The sequence below is a fragment of the Methylococcus sp. ANG genome (assembly GCF_040730495.1).
In the GTDB taxonomy this organism is placed as follows: Bacteria; Pseudomonadota; Gammaproteobacteria; order Methylococcales; family Methylococcaceae; genus Methylococcus.
On record NZ_CP160399.1, the window covers coordinates 2,731,456 to 2,747,651 of the forward strand.

Below are 16,196 nucleotides of genomic sequence, written 5' to 3' on the forward strand. Positions count from 1 at the left end.
CTCGGGTCGGGATTCTTGGAATCGAGAATTTTTCGGGGGCATTGGCGGGGTAGTCACCAGCGTTTCGCGTCGATAACTAGACCAAGATGTGCCCCGCCTCCCCCATGGCGGCGCTATTGGTGTGTAACGCTTGGTTTTTACGTGAAGCCTGTCACGCTGCCGCCAACACGTGCATCCGCCTCAGATTGAACGCCATCGCCACCAGCTTCCATTCTCCGGCCACTGCCTCCAAGCCGCGCAGAGAGAACTGGCGGAATCCCAAGACCTGTTTGATGATGCCGAACACCGGCTCCACCGTGGATTTGCGCTTGGCGTAGCGGGCCTTCCCTGCCTTCGTTTTGAGTTTCCAGGCCATCTTCTCCACGGGATCGGTGGTTTCCGGTTCCGGGGCATCCGGAGCCAGGCGTTCCGCCAGCGGCACGTGATGGCTGTCCCGTCCCATCGCGATCAGCGGTTCGATCTGCTGTTCGCAGCAGGCGTGCACGTTGCCGGCGCTGAAGTAGCCCGTGTCGGCCAGCAGGGCTTCGGGCTTCCCCAGGCTTCCGGCAGCTTCTCGATCTCGGCCAGCATCGGTTCGACCTGCTGCTTGTCGTTGGTCTGCTGACTGACGGTGGTGGCGACGATCAACATCGTCTCCACATCCACCGCAGCCTGGCTGTTATAGCCCTGGAGGAAACCCGCGTGGCTCGGCATGATGCGGGATTCCTCGTCGGTCAGATTGATCTGGTCGCTGGCCTTCGGCCCGGTTTCCGGCGGCTTCGGCTCCTGCCCACGTGGCTTCTTGCCCGCCTGCCGCTGGCCTTCGCGACGGGCTACCTTGGCTTCATAGTCCTGCTGCGCCCGGGCATCGCGCTCCGCGACCCGCTCCACGATCTTGGCCTTCGCCTCCGCCAGGGCCTTCAGCCGATCCTGCCGCCGCGCCAACTCCTCTGGCAGGTCGATGCCGTCCGGCTCCTCCGCCCCGTCGGCCTCCGCCGCCTTCTGCAACAAGGCCTGCACCTCCTCCCGCAACTGCGCTTCCAACTTCTCGATGTGGCCATGAGACAAGGCCTTGTGCTTGGAGGCGTTGGCCTTAATCTTGGTCCCGTCCAGGGAAATCTGCCCGAGCCTCACCAGCTTCATCGCCTGCGCCAGGCTCAAGACCTGAACGAACAGGTCCTCCAGCTCCCCCAGAAAGGTCTTGCGAAAGTGGGCCAGGGTGTCATGATCGGGATGGGTTTCCGCCGACAGAAAGCGGAAGGCCACCGAATCGTAGGTGGCCCGCTCAATCTTGCGGCTGGAGAACACCCCGGTGGCATAACCATAAACCAGCAGGGCCAGTAGTACCGACGGATGGTGCGCCGCCGACCCGCGCCCCGAGTAGCGGCTCGTCAGTCGACTTAAATCCAGCTGATCGATGACCTCGACGAGGAACCGTGCCAGGTGGTTGGCTGGCAGCCATTCGTCAACCGAGGGCGGTAGCAGATACTGCTGGTGGCGATTGACGGGGATGAAGCGGCTCATCGGGTCTCACCTTGTCGCGATCTATCCGGAATAGGCCGCTATGTTAACGGAAACAGCGGACTTCCGCCCCTCCAATCCGGTTCGAACCAGAACCGGAAAGTCCGACAGACTCCTAGCCCCAAACACGCCCTCGAAGAGCTGGAACTTCTGCGACAGCAGCTCGTACACCCGTGCATCGGCCTCATTGCTGCGGTCGACGAAGTTGACCACCACCACGTCGTGCTTCTGACCGTAGCGGTGGCAGCGCCCGATGCGCTGCTCGATGCGCTGCGGGTTCCACGGCAGGTCGTAGTTGATGACAAGCGAGCAGAACTGGAGGTTGATGCCTTCGGCTCCGGCCTCGGTGGCAATCATGACCTTGCCACGCTCCTTGAAGTGCTCGACCAGCGCTGCGCGCGTGTCGGCGGTCTTGGAGCCGGTGATGCGGTCGGTGCCTTCGTGCCGCTTCAGCCAATCCTTGTAGATGGCCTGTGCACGCTGGTCGCTATTGGTGCCGTTGAAGAGCACGATGCTGTCGCCGTATGGCGTGTCGGCCAGCAAGTTGAGGAGGTATTCCTGCGTACGCTTGGACTCGGTGAAGATGATGGCCTTTCTGGCCGCGTCCAACCGCTCCAACTCAGCGAAGGCGCGGTCCAGCGCGGTGAGCAACGCCTTGCCCTTGGCGTTGTCCCGGATGTTGGTTGCCAGCGCTTTGAAGTGGCGAAGCTCCTCGATCTCCTGCGCGATGGCATCGCGTTCCATGCGGCTCGGTGCTGCGACGTCTGAGTCTTGGTCGCTCCACTCATCGGCGGTTTCGTCGAGCGACTCGTAGTCCTCGTCGAGTTCGTCGGCCAGATCGGGAACTTCGGTGGTTTCGTCGAGCACGCCCTGGAGGCGCTTGGCCATCGTCTCCAACGCACCCGCGATCGCGTGCGTGCTGGAAGCGAGCAGCTTCCACAGCACGAGCGAAATCAGTTGGCGCTGCCCCTCGGGCAGGGCCTTGAGGTTGGGGCGGCGCAGGTAATCGGCGACGAGCCTGGAAAGTTCCTGCTCTTCGCTCGACGGCGTGAACTCCTCGACGATGGCCTTGCGCGCTGTGTACGACACGTAGGGCTGAACCTGTTTGCGCAGGGTGCGCTTGCAGATGGGGGCCAGCCGGTCACGCAGGCCGCTGAAGGATTGCTCTCGGCCAGTGAATTGCGAGCGGAAGCTATCAAGGTCTCCGAACACGCGGTCATCGATGAAGCTGACCAGCCCATAGAGTTCGAGCAAGGAGTTCTGCAACGGCGTCGCGGTCAGGAGCGCCTTGGAGTGAACGCGCGACAGCGCCTCCTTGAGGGTCTTGGCAATGACGTTGCTGGTTTTGTAGACGTTGCGCAGGCGATGCGCTTCGTCGAGAACAACCAAGTCCCAGTCGATGCCCTTGACATCGTCAGCCTTGGCCTTCGCGAACTGATAGGAACAGATGATCGGGCCGGAGGCGAACAGGAACGGGTTCCGCTGCTCCTGCTTGCGGATCGAGTTGTAGTTTTTGGCTTCGAGGATCAGCCCTTGCAGGCCGAACTTGTCCTGCAGCTCCTGGTGCCATTGCTTGCGCAGGTTCGCCGGAACGATGATGAGCACCTTCCGCCGCCGTTCGGCCCAGCGTTGGGAGATGACCAAACCGGCTTCGATGGTCTTGCCCAGACCCACCTCGTCGGCGAGGATCACGCCGCGCGAGAGGGGGTTGCGGCAAGCGAAGAGCGCGGCTTCGACTTGATGGGGATTCAGATCGACTTGCGAATCGACCAAGGTCGAAGCCAACGACTCCACGGAGTCGCCTGCTGCACGCCTGGTCAGCAGCCAAGCAAAGTATTGGCTCTGGTGCGGCGTCAGAAGCTGACGTGTTGTCAATGGCGACCCTCCCTTTGTTCTTCCCCTAGCGTGATTCGGCGGCTGGCTTGGTCCGCGCTCACTCTGCCTCCGGCTTCTTCTTGCTGATGCTTTCGGCGATCCGGCGATCCAGTTTGGAGCGGCGAAAGCGCCACGAGCCCCCCAGCTTGAAAGCCGGGATCTCTACTTTCTGAGCGAGGCGGTAGACCGTCCGTTTCCCGGCTTTGAGGTATGTCGCGACTTCGTGGAGCGTCAGGATTTCGCCTTCTGGATCGGTCATCGTCTCGCCTTTGCCATTTGCCGATGTTGGATTTTGTATACCAAATCCGGTCGATTCTCCCATGTTGCGGCGTCAGCGACTACGGACCAGCCGCACAAGTTCCGTGCCTTGGCGGACAGGCTCGACGCTGAATCCGGCACCGGCTGAACGGTTCCCACGGACCACCCGAACGGAAAATTCCATGGAAGAAGACAGTGTGTTGCCATTTCTTGACACTCGTTTCCGCCTTGGCTTAAATGCGAAGGTTTTATCTCCGGCGATGGGTGCTTTCCCGGCGCCCCACAGAAGAAGAGCATCGACGAACCCATGTTCCTGCACCAGACACTGGTCGACGTGACCGACCGCATCCGCGCCCGCAGCCACGACCGCCGGGCGGCCTACCTCGAACTCATGCACCAGGCACGCCAGAAGGGCGTCGAACGTTCCCACATCGCCTGCACCAACGTGGCCCACGCCTACGCGGCGACCCCGGCCAACGACAAGCTGGTGCTGAAGGCCGCGACGGCGCCGAACATCGGCATCGTCACCGCTTACAACGACATGCTCTCGGCGCATCAGCCCTACGAGCACTATCCGGAGATCATCAAGGCGGAAGCCCGCCGGGCCGGGGTCACCGCCCAGGTTGCCGGCGGCGTGCCGGCGATGTGCGACGGCGTGACCCAGGGCCAGACCGGGATGGAGCTGTCGCTGTTTTCGCGCGACGTGATCGCGCTGTCCACCGCGGTGGCGCTGTCGCACCATGTGTTCGACGCCAGCCTCTACCTCGGCGTCTGCGACAAGATCGTGCCGGGCCTGCTCATCGCCGCGCTGCGCTTCGGTCATCTGCCCGGCGTGTTCGTGCCGGCGGGCCCGATGGTGTCCGGCATCTCGAACTCGGAGAAGGCCAAGGTGCGGCAGCAGTTCGCCGAAGGCAAGGTCGGCCGCGACGCGCTGCTCGAATCCGAGATGGCGTCCTATCACAGCGCCGGCACCTGCACCTTCTACGGCACCGCCAACAGCAACCAGATGCTGCTGGAGATCATGGGCCTGCAACTGCCGGGTTCGTCCTTCGTCAATCCCGGCACGCCGCTGCGCGACGCCCTGACCCGCGCGGCGACCCGGGTGGCAGCGGAGCTGGCCCAGGACGCCACAGCGCCCGCCCTCTGCCATATCGTCGACGAACGGGTCATCGTCAACGCCATCGTCGGCCTGCTGGCGACCGGCGGTTCGACCAACCACACCATCCACCTGGTGGCGATCGCCCGCGCCGCGGGGATCGAGATCAACTGGGACGATTTCAACGACCTCTCCGCCGTCGTGCCGCTGCTGGCCCGCGTCTACCCCAACGGCAAGGCCGACGTGAACCACTTCCACGCCGCCGGCGGCATGGGCTTCCTGGTCCGGGAACTGCTCGACGCCGGTCTGCTGCATGAGGATGTGCAGACCATCCTCGGCCCCGGCCTGCGCCGCTGGGCGGAGGAGCCTTGGCTGGAGAACGGCACGCTGGCCTGGCGCGACGCACCCGAGAAGAGCCACGACCCGGCGGTGCTCGCCCCCGCGAACGAGCCGTTCAGCCCGGACGGCGGTTTGCGCCTGGTCACCGGAAACATCGGCCGCGGCGTCATCAAGGTCTCGGCCGTGGCGCCGGAAAACCGGGTGGTGCGGGCGCCGGCCATCGTGTTCGAGAGCCAGGACGAGCTGATCGATGCCTTCAAGCGCGGCGAGCTGGAGCGCGACTTCGTCGCCGTGCTGCGGTTCCAGGGCCCCCGCGCCAACGGCATGCCCGAGCTGCACCAGCTCACCCCGGCCCTGGCCTCCCTGCAGGACCGCGGCTTCAAGGTCGCCCTGATCACCGACGGCCGCATGTCCGGTGCCTCCGGCAAAGTGCCGGCGGCGATCCACATCTCCCCGGAAGCCGCCATGGGCGGCCCACTGACCCTGCTGCGCACCGGCGACACCATCCTGCTCGACGCCGTGCAGGGCAAGCTGCAGGCCGAAGTGCCGGCCGAGCGCTGGTCGCTGCGCGAGCCGGTGACGGACGACCTGTCCGGCAACCAGTTCGGTACCGGACGGGAGCTGTTCAGCGGCTTCCGCCATCTGGCCGACACGCCGGAACGCGGCGCCTTCACCTTCAATTTCGACGAAGGCGGCCGTTGAGCGCCGCCTTCCTAACCTTTAGGAAAAAACCATGAATCTGGATCAGATCATCGACGCCACTAGCGTCATGCCCGTGATGGTGGTGGACCGCCCCGAAGATGCCGTGCCGCTGGCCCGCGCCCTGGTCGAAGGCGGCATCCGCGTGCTGGAAATCACCCTGCGCACCGCCGCCGGCCTCGATGCCGTGAAGGCCATCCGCCAGGAAGTCCCGGACGCCATCGTCGGCGTCGGCACCATCGCCACCCCGGCCCAGCTCGAAGCCTCGATCGCCGCGGGTGCCCAGTTCGGGGTTTCGCCGGGCACCACCCCGACCCTGCTCAAGGCCATCGTCGAAAGCAGGCTGCCGTTCTTCCCCGGCGTCGCCACGACCACCGAGGTGATGCAGGTGCTCGAAGGCGGGCTGACCGTGATGAAATTCTTCCCGGCGGTGGCCGCCGGCGGCATCAAGATGCTGGAATCCTTCCGCGGTCCGTTCCCGCAGGTCCGATTCTGCCCGACCGGCGGCATCAACGCCCAGAACGCCCCGGACTTCTTCAAGCTCCCCAACGTGGTCTGCGTCGGCGGCTCCTGGCTGACCCCCAAAGACCTCATCGCCAGCGGCTACTGGGCGGAAATCACCCGCCTGGCGAAAGAAGCGGCCGCGCTCAAGCCCTAAAGCTTCTCCAGGGACGGCCCCAGAGGAAGGGCCGTCCATATCCCGCCCGTGATCGCTCCAGTCCTCAAATCCCACCACGCATCGGTCTATCGGCCTGAAAAGGCAGGGGATACTTCCGGTGTACACTTACATCGTGTAAACAATACGACTCAGGATAAAACGTCGCGCTGATCGCTGACGGCAACTTGATCGAGGCTGACCAGGACCGCGGCGGCTCAACGAACAAATTTACCGACATGGGAACAATTGTTGATACTCGCAGAAAGTTAACGAGGGCAGTATGCGAAAGCAAACGATTCAACACTCATCGCCCTTGGACGCCTTGATCGAGGTTACCAAACGTCTAAGCCTCCACGAAATGCAGGAAAACATGGCTTCCGAGGAGTTTTTCCATCTTTACAGCCAAGGCCGTTTATCGGACGACATCGATCATGTCGAATGGGCGAACGACTATAGGCATTACCTCGTTCTGCGCCAGGATTTGGAAGACAAACTGAAGCATGCTGCATGATGCTCTGAAAACCTATCTGGAGGGCATCGAAACGGTCATCGTTCAAGCGGCGCACGTCCATGTGGAGCGCTATGTCGAAGAAATCCTAACGCCGGAGCGGATCAATCTGCGGATTCGTCTCCGCATTGCGAACGGACATTTGCTGGAAATTCATGAAGCTGTCGTGGTAGCCGATGGTGCCTTCGTCCATCTCGATTATCGCTATCACTGTCAGGACGAACGAAATCGTCTGCGCTTCCGTTATGACAGCACGCCGCATTTTCCCAGTCTGCCAAATTTTCCGTATCACAAGCACCCGATCGACGGCACCGTGGTTTCATCCCAAAGACCGGATGTTCGAGCGGTCATTGCCGAAGCCCTGGGTGTTCAGCCCTGAAGCGAGATTTCACGGATTCCATAGGAAAGCCGATGCCTGCAACTCCCGAGTTCATCCCCAATCTCCTCCAGGCCGCGTTTTCCGCCATCCAAGCCCATGCCGAGGAGGTGAGCGCGCTCGATCAGGCCATCGGGGACGGCGACCATGTCGTCAACCTGCAGCGTGGGCTGGAGGCTTTGTCGAAGCAGGCGGAAAGTCTGGCGGCGCTGGACTGGCCGGCTGCTCTGCAGAAAATCGGGATGACCCTGATGTCGTCGGTGGGCGGGGCGTCGGGCTCGCTGTACGGCACGTTGTTCATCGCCATGGGCAGGGCGCTGAAGGATCGGGATATGAATCTGGCGAATCTGGCCGAGGCCTTCGCTCAGGGAGTGGAGGCAATGAAGGCGCGGGGCAAGGCGGATCGGGGCGAGAAGACCATGCTGGACGTGCTGATCCCGGTGGCGGACGTGCTGAAATCGGCGGCGGCGGAGCATGCCGTTCCTCTGGCGCAACTGGCGGACGAGGTGATCCGCGCGGCCGAGGCGGGCATGGAATCCACCCGCGACATGATCGCCACCAAGGGCCGCGCCTCTTTCCTGGGCGAGCGCGCCATCGGCCACGTCGATGCCGGCGCCCGCAGCAGCCAATTGATGATTTCGGCCATCGCCGAGGTTCTGACCGGAAAATCGCGGTAGGGCGGAACCGTCTTTTTCGGGTTCCGCCAGTTGGCGGATCGCCTATCGGCATCCGCCCTACGGTATCTGTGCGAGATGCGCGTCTTGATTCCCCCGGCCGCCTCAGCACCCCCAGCGCAATGCGGCCGTGTGCACCGGCGCGTCCCACAGCCGCAGCATTTCCTCGTCCAGCAGGGTCAGGGTGAGGGAGCAGCCGGCCATGTCCAGCGAGGTGGTGAAATTGCCCACGAGGGAACGGGCGATTTCGAGGCCGCGTCCGCTCCAGTGCCGGTGCGCCAGCTCGTAGATCAGGTGCAGTTCGATCAGCGGCGTGCCGCCGAAGCCGTTGACATGCAGCAGCACCGGCTGGCCGGCTTGCGGCTGCAGCTCTTCGTCGATGACGGCGGCGATGTAGTCCACGATCTCGCCGGCGCTGCCCAGCGCCATGCGCTCCCGCCCGCGCTCGCCGTGGATGCCGACCCCCATTTCCATTTCCCGCTCGCCGAGGTCGAACATCGGCTTGCCCAGGGCCGGCACGGTGCAACTGGTCAGGGCGACGCCCATGGAGGCGGTGGCGTGGACCACGCGTTCCCCCAGCGCCTTGCAGGCGGCCAGCTCGTAGCCCGCTTCCGCCGCCGCGCCGACGATCTTTTCCACCACCGTGGTGCCGGCGATGCCGCGCCGGCCCATTCCCCGGTTTTCGGGGAGGGAGACGTCGTCGTGCACGAGCAGCGAGTCGTGGGGAACGTCGAGCATCTCGGCGGCGATTTCGAAGTTCATCACGTCCCCGGCGTAGTTCTTGACGATGAACAGGACGCCGCCGCCGTGGTCCACCGCCTGGGCCGCCGCCAGCATCTGGTCCGGGATCGGCGAGGTGAACACCTGGCCGGGACAGGCGGCGTCCAGCATGCCGAGGCCGACGAAGCCCGTGTGCAAGGGTTCGTGCCCCGATCCTCCTCCCGAGACCAGCGCCAGCTTGCCCGGCTTGGCCGCCGCCTTGCGGGACACGAAACGGGGCTCGGGGCTGAAATCGACGATGTCGGCGTGGGCCTTGGCGAAGCCGCGCAGGCTTTCATCCAGAAAGTCCTCGACCGTGTTGATGAATTTTTTCATGGGGTTCCCTTGAGGGCCGATAAAAGATTCAGTCGTTCAATTTCACGGTTTGGCCGGTGGCGGCGGATTCCAGCGCGGCCACGAGGGTCCGGCAATTCATCTTGGCATCGTCCAGCGACAGCAGTGGCGGCTTGCCGTTCAGGACGCAGTCGGCGAAATGCTCGATCTCCAGCCGGAAATGGTTGGCCGCCGGCAACTGTTCGACGCACTGGCGGCCGTCCTCGGTCCACCACGAGATGACCGGCACGTCGCCCGGATTTTGCCAGGCGGTGTGGCATTTCACACCGCCCAGGGTGCCGGTGATCTCGTATTCCGAGCGCCGGGCGCATTCGAAGCTGATGTCGAAATGGCCGCGCCGGCCGTCGCCGAAATCGATCAATCCGCTGGTGGCGATGTCCGCGCCGCTCTCGACGTATTTCGCCATCGCCGTCACCGCGACCGGGGCCTGTTCGAAGCACCAACGCAGGGAATGCACCGCATAGGGCCCGATGTCCCACATCGCGCCGCCCCCGTGCCGGACGTCCTGCGCCAGGCGGTAGCGCCGGGCCGGGCGCATCATGAACGAATAGCTGGCGCGGGCATAGCGGACCTCGCCGATCAAACCGGAGCGGACGATCTCCTGCACCCGTGTATGCTGGGGATGGAAGCGGTACATGAAGCCCTCCATCACCGTGAGGCCGCGTTCGCGGGCGGCCGCCTCGATCGCCTCGATGTCCGCCGCCGTAAGCGCCATGGGCTTCTCGCATAGTACGTGCTTGCCGGCTTGCAGCGCCCGCACCGCCCATTCGGCGTGCTCGTGATTGGCCATGGGGAGATAGACCGCCTGGACCTGGCCATCGGCCAGCAGGGCGTCGGGCTGGTCGTAGGTGCGCACTCCTTGCTCGTGCGGGGCATATTTGGCCAAGGTTTCCGCGGCGGCGCCGGGACGCCGGCTGGCGATGCCTACCAGTTCGGAATTCGATGCTTCGACGATGGCGGGCATCAGGCGTTCGTTGACGCGCGCCGCGCCGAGTATGCCCCAGCGCAGTTTCGATGGATTTCCCATGGCTTCCCCCCTGTATATGTTCTTGTTTGAAAAAACTTTGAGGCCGTGACTCTAACACAGCCGCGGTACTGCGGGTGCGTGAACCAAGACCATGAAAATCATATGGTTAAGATACTTTCCCTTTTGACTTCCGCAATCGCTTGGGCCATTCTCCGTTTCGCCAATCCTATAACAAAGTATCCGGAGGATATTCCATGACCATCCAAGTAGGAGACCGCCTGCCCGCGGGCAGCCTCACCGAATGCATCGAGTTCGATCCGGCCACCGCCTGTCCGATGAATCCCAAGGCGCTCGATGTCGGCGAACAGGCCAAAGGCAAGAAGCTCGTGATCTTCGGCGTGCCCGGTGCGTTCACCCCCACCTGTTCGGTCAAGCACCTGCCCGGTTTCGTCGCGAATTACGACCAGCTCAGGGCCAAGGGCATGGACGAAATCTGGTGCATGGCCGTGAACGACGCCTTCGTGATGGCCGCCTGGGGCCGCGAGCAAAAGGCCGGCGGCAAGGTGCGCATGATGGCCGACGGCAGCGCCGATTATGCGAAAAAGCTCGGCTTGGACCGCGACCTCACGCCCAACGGCATGGGCGTCCGCTGCCACCGCTTCGCCATGATCGTCGACGACGGCGTGGTCAAATACCTCGGCGTCGAAGCCTCCGGCAAGTTCGAAGTCTCGAATGCCGAGGCCGTGCTGGCGCATCTGTGACCAGGCCGACTACCCGCAACCCTACGTAAGGAATTCCCATGAAAATAGGCATCGCATCCGACCACGCCGGCTTCGATTACAAGGAGCAGCTCCGCGCCTGGCTCACTTCGCTCGGTCATGAAGTCGTCGACTACGGCTGCTTCAGCGACGAACGCACCGATTATCCCACCTGGATACGCCCCTGCGCCGTGGCCGTGGCCCGCGGCGAAGTCGAGCGCGGCATCGTCCTCGGCGGCAGCGGCAACGGGGAGGCCATCGTCGCCAACCGGGTCAAAGGCTGCCGCTGCGGCTACTGCTTCAACGAGGAAACCGCCTATCTCACCCGCTGGCACAACGACGCCAACTGCATCGCCATGGGCCAGCGCATCGTGAGTCTGGACATGGCCAAGAAGATCGTCGAGACTTTTCTCTCGACGGGCTTCGAGGGCGGTCGGCACATTCCCCGGATCGTGGCGATCGACGAATAGACCCCGCCGCCTCCGCGGAACGCTCATGCATCGGTTTGCGGCAGGCCGTAGTGCCGGCCGCGCACGGGTTTTACGAAATTTACCTGGTGTTATGCCCTCCCCGGAATGTTGACAGGGGCGGTGTGAGACCGTAATGGAGACACCGCCATGAACGCGACGACCGACGGCAAAAAAACGGCTTTGGTCACCGGGGCCTCTTCCGGTATCGGCGCGGAATTCGCCCGGCTGTTTGCCGCCGACGGCATCGGCCTGATTCTCGTGGCGCGCAGCCGGGACCGTCTGGACGCCCTCGCCGGGCAACTCAGGAGCCGCCACGGCATCGACGTGATGACCATCGCGGCGGATCTGTCCGAGCCGGGAGCGCCTGCCTCAGTCCATGACGCAGTGGCCGCGGCGGGGATTGTCGTCGACTATCTGGTCAATAACGCGGGAGTCGGAGTGCAGGGCGGTTTCCGGGACACGCGGTTGGAGGACGAACTGGCGATGATGCGGCTGAATACGTCCGCGGTGGTTCATCTCACCAAGCTGTTCCTGCCTGGCATGCTGATGCGCCGGTCCGGCAGGATTCTGAACGTAGCCTCGCTCGCCGCCCTGCAGCCGGGCGGCCCCGGCGCGGCGGCGTATTATGCCTCCAAGGCGTTCGTGCTTTCCTTTTCCAGAGGGCTCGGCGCCGAGCTGCGAGGTTCGGGGGTCAGCGTCACCGCCTTGTGTCCCGGTCCGGTCGATACCCGATTCCGGGAAGCGGGGGATTTCGCCAGGACTCCGCTATACCGCTCCTTCCTGACCAGCCGGCCCGAGGTGGTGGCGAAGGCGGGCTATCGCGCGATGCAGCGGGGGCGGATGGTCTGTGTTCCCGGGCCGTTCGCGAAACTTCTCGCGTTTGGCGGGCGGATGGCGCCCCAGCGCGTCACCCTCGCGATCAATGCGATGCTGCTGAGGCCGCGGGGGTGATGTCGAAGCGCACCGCGATGTTGAAAATGTTTTCGCGGTGGGAGTAGTCTTTGCGCGGGACCGATGGATCGATCGTCGACATGCGAATCGCCTTCGGATTGCCGTTTCAGCCATAGATGGAGAAGACCCATGTTTCTCAAGAAAAAACAGAACGGACATCTGGTCGAGATTCTCGGCCTCGGCGATTTGTTCAATCCCATCCACAAGATGGTGCCAGGCCGTTTGCATTACGGGGAGGAAATGCAGGATCCGGAGAAGTTCGACAAGTCGGAGCTGGTGTTCCCTTCCGGCGAGGAGCTGCCCCGCTGCTGGGTCGACCCCCACTACCGCGACAGCGAGCTGAAGAAATAGCTCCCGGCTTCAGCCGGAAGCGAGACGGTGCGCCTGCCGGGTGGTTTCCGGCAGGCGATACCTGGGGGCGCAGCGCAGCACCCAGTCCACCGCGGCCGGCAGGCTCAGCCGATGACCGACCGAGACGTACACCGGCTGGACGCCCCGGCGGGTCCGCACCACCGCGCCGATGGTTTCGTCCTTGTCGGTCAGCGGCACCCAATTTCCCCGCTCCTCCCCCAATTCTCCATGTGTTCCGACGAGGCGTGTCTTGGCGACGCCGATGGTCGGAATTCCCGTGAGCACTCCGAGATGGCAGGCGATGCCGAAACGCCGCGGGTGCGCGTAGCCGTGGCCGTCCACCAGGACGAGTTCCGGGAGAATGGACAACCGCTCCAAAGCGACGAGCAGGGCGGGAAGTTCGCGGAATGAAAGCAGGCCGGGGACGTAGGGGAAACGGGTCGGCTGGCGAACGATGGCTTGGTCTATCAGGCGGAGGCCGGGAAAATCGAGCACGGCGACCGCGGCCCGGGTGATTCTGCCCTGGTCCTCGAAGCCCACGTCCACGCCGGCCACGGCGCGGATTTCGGCAGGAAGCGCGTCTTCGGCCAGCACCAGCGGGCGGAGCTGGGCCTGCAGGTTGGCCGCTTCCTTGGGGCTCAAGTCCCAGCGGTGCTCGTGGCAGAGCGCCAAGCCCATGAATCAGAGCCCGGCCCGCTTGGCCTCGTCCCAGAAGGCATCGAGTTCGGCCAGGGTGCAGTCGGCCAGCCGCTTGCCGGTCCGGTTCACGCATTCCTCGATGAATTGGAAACGCCGGCGGAACTTGCGGTTGCCTTCGCGCAGCGCGGTTTCGGCGTCCACGTCCAGATGGCGGGCGAGGTTGACCAGCACGAACAACAGATCGCCCATTTCCTCCCGCACATGCGCCGTATCGCCGGAGGCCACGGCTTCTTCCAGCTCGTCCAACTCTTCGCGGACCTTGCCGAATACCGCTTCGGGCGCATCCCAGTCGAAGCCGTGGCGGGCCGCGCGCTTCTGCAGTTTCTGGGCTTCCATCAAGGCCGGCAGCGCGGCGGCGACGCCTTCGAGAACGCTGCCGGGGGTCCGGCCGGTTTTCTCCGACTTTTCTTCGAGCTTGGACGTCTCCCAGTAGCGCAGCCGTTCCGCGTCGCTGTCGAAGTCGATGCCGGCGAAGACGTGCGGATGGCGGCGCTCCAGTTTGTCGGCGATCGCAGCGGCGACGGCTTCGAAATCGAACAGCCCCTGCTCCTCCGCCATCCGCGAATGGAACGCGACCTGCAACAGCAGATCGCCCAACTCGTCGCGCAGATCGGCGAAATCCCCTCTCTCGATGGCATCGGCGACTTCGTAGGCCTCTTCCAGTGTGTACGGGATCAGGCTGGCGAAGTCCTGCCGGCGGTCCCACGGGCAGCCCGTGTCCGGGTCCCGCAAGCGGGCCATGATCTCGATGAGGCGGCGGGTTTGCTGCACGGTCAGAAGGTGTAGTCGAAATTTTCGCGGAAGCGTTCCCGGAAGGCCTCGAGCGAGAAGCTGTGATTCTGGGTGCCGGCGGTTTCCACCTTGATCGCGCCCATGAGCGAGGCGATGCGGCCCGTGGTCACCCAGTCCAGGTCTTCGAGCAGGCCGTAGATCAGCCCGGCCCGGTAGGCATCGCCGCAGCCGGTGGGATCGAGCACGGCGCCGGGGCGCGCGGCGGGGATTTCATGGCAGGCACCGGCGGCGTGGATGACCGATCCGCCGGCACCCCGCGTGACGATCACGGCATCGACCCGTTCGGCGAGCTGGGCCGGATTCAGACCGGTGCGCTCCTGCATCAGGCGCGCCTCGTAGTCGTTCAGCGTCACCCAGTTCGCCAGTTCGACGAACTTGAGCAGCTCGTCGCCGTCGAACATGGGCATGCCCTGGCCCGGATCGAAGATGAAGGGGATGCGGGCATCGGCGAATTGGCGCGCATGCTGGAGCATGCCGTCCTTGCCGTCGGGCGCCACGATGCCGAGGCGAATGCCGGCGTCGGCCGGCACGTCGTTCAGATGGGAGAAGGACATCGCTCCCGGATGAAAGGCGGTGATCTGGTTGTCGTCCATGTCCGTGGTGATGTACGCCTGCGCGGTGTAGCTGTCCTCGACCGTATGGATGTAGTCGCGCCGGATGCCGCAGTACCCCATCCATTGCGCATACGGTCCGAAATCCTTGCCGACGGTGGCCATCGGCAGCGGGTCGTGGCCCAGCAGTTTGAGGTTGTAGGCGATGTTGCCGGCACAGCCGCCGTATTCGCGGCGCAGCTCCGGCACTAGGAAGGAGACGTTCAGGATATGGACCTGATCGGGCAGGATGTGGTGTTTGAAACGGTCCTGAAACACCATGATGGTGTCATAGGCCATGGAGCCGCAGATGAGAGCGCTCATGCCGGTATCGTCCTGCTGTCGTCGTAAGTTAAATAACCTAGTGTGCCGAGAGTGTTTCAACGAATCAAGACGAGGAGCCACACGGCGCCGGCCAGGATCAGCGAACTCAGCACCGCCGCGGAACCGATGTCCTTGGCCCGGCCGGACAGGTTGTGCCGCTCGATGCCGATACGGTCGATCGTCACCTCGACGGCGGTGTTGAGCAGTTCGACGATCAGGATGTTGATCAGCACGCCCACCAGCAATGCCCGCTCGATCCCCGTCTGGCCCAGCCACAGGCCGAGCGGCACGCCGGCCAGGGCCAGCCAGCACTCCTGGCGAAAAGCCTCTTCGTGGTGCCAGGTGGCGCGGAAGCCGGCGAGAGAATTGATGAACGCGGCATAAAGGCGGGCAAAGCCCCTGAGATTTTGTCCAGCCATGCAGCTTCCTTCGAAAACGGTTGTCGATAGCCAAAGTCGCAATCAGCCACTATCCCACGTAGAGGTTACAACCGTGTTGTGGCTCGGCCGTCAAACCGAACGCAAAAAAGCGCTATGCTTTTCATCAGAGAAGCGATATGAGTTTCATCGTCAGGGAGCGCCGTGCAATCGGCCTACGCAGGGGAGTGAGTCATGGATACGAAGCGAAGCGGTCACGTCAAGAATCCACTTTGGCTTTTGGCTCTGAGCCAAGGCGTTTGGGCTGTTTCCTCCGCCCCGGTCTGGGCGGCCGACACGTGCAGCTTCGAGTACACCATTGCCAGTCAGGCGGCTAGCACCTTTACCGCCGGCGTGAAGGTGACCAACACGGGCGATGCGCTGAGCGGATGGACCGTAGCCTGGAACATGCCCGACGGACAAAGGGTCACCCGGCTGTGGAACGGCCGATGGTCGCAAAAGCGAGCCACGGTCACCGTGCGCCACCTGGATTCCAACCGCAAGGTGGCGAGCGGAGGGATCATCGAGTTCGGATTCGATGCCACCTATTCCGGAGTCAACGGGATTCCTGCGGGCATGACGCTCAATGGGGCACAATGCTCATCGACTCCGACTCCGACTCCGACTCCGACTCCGACTCCGACTCCGACTCCGACTCCGACTCCGACTCCGACTCCGACTCCGACTCCGACTCCGACTCCGGCTCCGACTCCGACTCCGGCGGCAAACCCGATCGGCATCAACGTCACCGGGTTGTCCTACTATGGGACCGAGGTGCCGTT

Annotated in this window: 18 protein-coding genes and 2 pseudogenes; 10 read left to right on the forward strand and 10 right to left on the reverse strand. The window is 63.8% G+C overall.

Annotated features, from left to right (window positions below):
* Positions 1–151 precede the first annotated feature (151 nt).
* The 4 genes and pseudogenes from ABZN20_RS13275 to ABZN20_RS13290 form a co-directional block, all read right to left on the reverse strand.
* A pseudogene (locus ABZN20_RS13275) lies at positions 152–547 on the reverse strand (transposase); the annotation flags it as partial.
* Positions 448–1,503: a transposase gene (locus ABZN20_RS13280; protein WP_367025156.1), complete on the reverse strand. Its 1,056-nt coding sequence runs from the start codon at positions 1,501–1,503 to the stop codon at positions 448–450. The gene ABZN20_RS13280 and the pseudogene ABZN20_RS13275, both read right to left, overlap by 100 nt.
* A gap of 21 nt (positions 1,504–1,524) precedes the next feature.
* Positions 1,525–3,375: an SNF2-related protein gene (locus ABZN20_RS13285; RefSeq protein WP_367025551.1), complete on the reverse strand. Its 1,851-nt coding sequence runs from the start codon at positions 3,373–3,375 to the stop codon at positions 1,525–1,527.
* Positions 3,376–3,433: 58 nt separating this feature from the next.
* The gene (locus tag ABZN20_RS13290) at positions 3,434–3,634 is read right to left on the reverse strand and encodes a helix-turn-helix domain-containing protein (protein WP_367027565.1); all 201 of its coding nucleotides are present in this window, start codon (positions 3,632–3,634) and stop codon (positions 3,434–3,436) included.
* Positions 3,635–3,946: 312 nt separating this feature from the next.
* Here ABZN20_RS13290 and edd point away from each other — a divergent pair, with 312 nt between their 5' ends.
* The 5 genes from edd to dhaL all read left to right on the forward strand — a co-directional run bounded on the left by edd (position 3,947) and on the right by dhaL (position 7,986).
* Positions 3,947–5,770, forward strand: coding sequence for a phosphogluconate dehydratase (gene edd / locus ABZN20_RS13295; RefSeq protein ID WP_367027566.1), 1,824 nt, complete (start codon positions 3,947–3,949; stop codon positions 5,768–5,770).
* A 31-nt stretch (positions 5,771–5,801) separates the two neighbouring features.
* Positions 5,802–6,425 carry a bifunctional 4-hydroxy-2-oxoglutarate aldolase/2-dehydro-3-deoxy-phosphogluconate aldolase gene (locus tag ABZN20_RS13300; RefSeq protein ID WP_367025552.1) on the forward strand — a complete coding sequence of 208 codons (624 nt, stop codon included), beginning with the start codon at positions 5,802–5,804 and terminating at the stop codon, positions 6,423–6,425.
* Positions 6,426–6,705: 280 nt separating this feature from the next.
* Positions 6,706–6,936, forward strand: a complete 231-nt coding sequence (tumA, locus tag ABZN20_RS13305) for an antitoxin TumA (protein ID WP_367025553.1) — start codon at positions 6,706–6,708, stop codon at positions 6,934–6,936.
* Entirely contained in the window at positions 6,926–7,312 is a 387-nt protein-coding gene (gene tumE, locus ABZN20_RS13310; RefSeq protein ID WP_367025554.1) for a toxin TumE, read from the forward strand. The genes tumA and tumE overlap by 11 nt, the downstream gene beginning before the upstream one ends.
* Positions 7,313–7,344: 32 nt before the next feature.
* Positions 7,345–7,986 (forward strand): dihydroxyacetone kinase subunit DhaL, encoded by a 642-nt coding sequence (gene dhaL, locus ABZN20_RS13315; RefSeq protein ID WP_218808294.1) that lies wholly within the window; start codon positions 7,345–7,347, stop codon positions 7,984–7,986.
* A 102-nt stretch (positions 7,987–8,088) separates the two neighbouring features.
* Here the strand turns inward: dhaL and dhaK are convergent, their stop codons facing one another.
* Together dhaK and ABZN20_RS13325 are read right to left on the reverse strand one after the other, a co-directional pair.
* Positions 8,089–9,078, reverse strand: coding sequence for a dihydroxyacetone kinase subunit DhaK (gene dhaK / locus ABZN20_RS13320; RefSeq protein ID WP_367025555.1), 990 nt, complete (start codon positions 9,076–9,078; stop codon positions 8,089–8,091).
* Positions 9,079–9,106: 28 nt separating this feature from the next.
* Entirely contained in the window at positions 9,107–10,123 is a 1,017-nt protein-coding gene (locus ABZN20_RS13325) for a Gfo/Idh/MocA family protein (RefSeq protein WP_367025556.1), read from the reverse strand.
* A 194-nt stretch (positions 10,124–10,317) separates the two neighbouring features.
* On the opposite strand from ABZN20_RS13325, the gene ABZN20_RS13330 reads away from it, so the two are divergent.
* The 4 genes from ABZN20_RS13330 (at position 10,318) to ABZN20_RS13345 (ending at position 12,593) form a co-directional block, all read left to right on the forward strand.
* A complete protein-coding gene (locus tag ABZN20_RS13330) occupies positions 10,318–10,824 on the forward strand; it encodes a peroxiredoxin (protein WP_367025557.1) in 507 nt (168 codons plus the stop codon).
* A gap of 38 nt (positions 10,825–10,862) precedes the next feature.
* On the forward strand, positions 10,863–11,291 hold the full coding sequence (gene rpiB / locus ABZN20_RS13335; protein WP_218808290.1) for a ribose 5-phosphate isomerase B: 429 nt from the start codon (positions 10,863–10,865) through the stop codon (positions 11,289–11,291).
* A gap of 147 nt (positions 11,292–11,438) precedes the next feature.
* Positions 11,439–12,242, forward strand: a complete 804-nt coding sequence (locus ABZN20_RS13340; protein ID WP_218808289.1) for an SDR family NAD(P)-dependent oxidoreductase — start codon at positions 11,439–11,441, stop codon at positions 12,240–12,242.
* A gap of 129 nt (positions 12,243–12,371) precedes the next feature.
* A complete protein-coding gene (locus tag ABZN20_RS13345; protein ID WP_218808288.1) occupies positions 12,372–12,593 on the forward strand; it encodes an acetyltransferase in 222 nt (73 codons plus the stop codon).
* Positions 12,594–12,602: 9 nt separating this feature from the next.
* Here the strand turns inward: ABZN20_RS13345 and nfi are convergent, their stop codons facing one another.
* The 4 genes from nfi to ABZN20_RS13365 are packed head-to-tail and all read right to left on the reverse strand — an operon-like array spanning position 12,603 to position 15,417.
* Positions 12,603–13,271 carry a deoxyribonuclease V gene (gene nfi, locus ABZN20_RS13350; protein ID WP_218808287.1) on the reverse strand — a complete coding sequence of 223 codons (669 nt, stop codon included), beginning with the start codon at positions 13,269–13,271 and terminating at the stop codon, positions 12,603–12,605.
* A 3-nt stretch (positions 13,272–13,274) separates the two neighbouring features.
* Positions 13,275–14,063 carry a nucleoside triphosphate pyrophosphohydrolase gene (gene mazG / locus ABZN20_RS13355; protein ID WP_218808286.1) on the reverse strand — a complete coding sequence of 263 codons (789 nt, stop codon included), beginning with the start codon at positions 14,061–14,063 and terminating at the stop codon, positions 13,275–13,277.
* A gap of 2 nt (positions 14,064–14,065) precedes the next feature.
* Positions 14,066–14,998, reverse strand: a complete 933-nt coding sequence (locus ABZN20_RS13360) for a carbohydrate kinase family protein (protein ID WP_218808285.1) — start codon at positions 14,996–14,998, stop codon at positions 14,066–14,068.
* A gap of 56 nt (positions 14,999–15,054) precedes the next feature.
* Positions 15,055–15,417 (reverse strand): diacylglycerol kinase, encoded by a 363-nt coding sequence (locus ABZN20_RS13365; protein ID WP_218808284.1) that lies wholly within the window; start codon positions 15,415–15,417, stop codon positions 15,055–15,057.
* 192 nt (positions 15,418–15,609) lie between these two features.
* Here ABZN20_RS13365 and ABZN20_RS13370 point away from each other — a divergent pair.
* Positions 15,610–16,002 (forward strand): annotated as a pseudogene (locus ABZN20_RS13370) (cellulose binding domain-containing protein); the annotation flags it as partial.
* Positions 16,003–16,196: the final 194 nt, after the last annotated feature.

Coding starts and splice junctions, on each gene's coding strand:
- ABZN20_RS13280 (WP_367025156.1), bottom strand. CDS start 1,503: ATGAGCCGCTTCATCCCCGTCAATCGCCACCAGCAGTATCTGCTACCG.
- ABZN20_RS13290 (WP_367027565.1), bottom strand. CDS start 3,634: ATGACCGATCCAGAAGGCGAAATCCTGACGCTCCACGAAGTCGCGACA.
- ABZN20_RS13300 (WP_367025552.1), top strand. CDS start 5,802: ATGAATCTGGATCAGATCATCGACGCCACTAGCGTCATGCCCGTGATG.
- tumA (WP_367025553.1), top strand. CDS start 6,706: ATGCGAAAGCAAACGATTCAACACTCATCGCCCTTGGACGCCTTGATC.
- tumE (WP_367025554.1), top strand. CDS start 6,926: ATGCTGCATGATGCTCTGAAAACCTATCTGGAGGGCATCGAAACGGTC.
- dhaL (WP_218808294.1), top strand. CDS start 7,345: ATGCCTGCAACTCCCGAGTTCATCCCCAATCTCCTCCAGGCCGCGTTT.
- dhaK (WP_367025555.1), bottom strand. CDS start 9,078: ATGAAAAAATTCATCAACACGGTCGAGGACTTTCTGGATGAAAGCCTG.
- ABZN20_RS13325 (WP_367025556.1), bottom strand. CDS start 10,123: ATGGGAAATCCATCGAAACTGCGCTGGGGCATACTCGGCGCGGCGCGC.
- ABZN20_RS13330 (WP_367025557.1), top strand. CDS start 10,318: ATGACCATCCAAGTAGGAGACCGCCTGCCCGCGGGCAGCCTCACCGAA.
- rpiB (WP_218808290.1), top strand. CDS start 10,863: ATGAAAATAGGCATCGCATCCGACCACGCCGGCTTCGATTACAAGGAG.
- ABZN20_RS13340 (WP_218808289.1), top strand. CDS start 11,439: ATGAACGCGACGACCGACGGCAAAAAAACGGCTTTGGTCACCGGGGCC.
- ABZN20_RS13345 (WP_218808288.1), top strand. CDS start 12,372: ATGTTTCTCAAGAAAAAACAGAACGGACATCTGGTCGAGATTCTCGGC.
- nfi (WP_218808287.1), bottom strand. CDS start 13,271: ATGGGCTTGGCGCTCTGCCACGAGCACCGCTGGGACTTGAGCCCCAAG.
- ABZN20_RS13360 (WP_218808285.1), bottom strand. CDS start 14,998: ATGAGCGCTCTCATCTGCGGCTCCATGGCCTATGACACCATCATGGTG.
- ABZN20_RS13365 (WP_218808284.1), bottom strand. CDS start 15,417: ATGGCTGGACAAAATCTCAGGGGCTTTGCCCGCCTTTATGCCGCGTTC.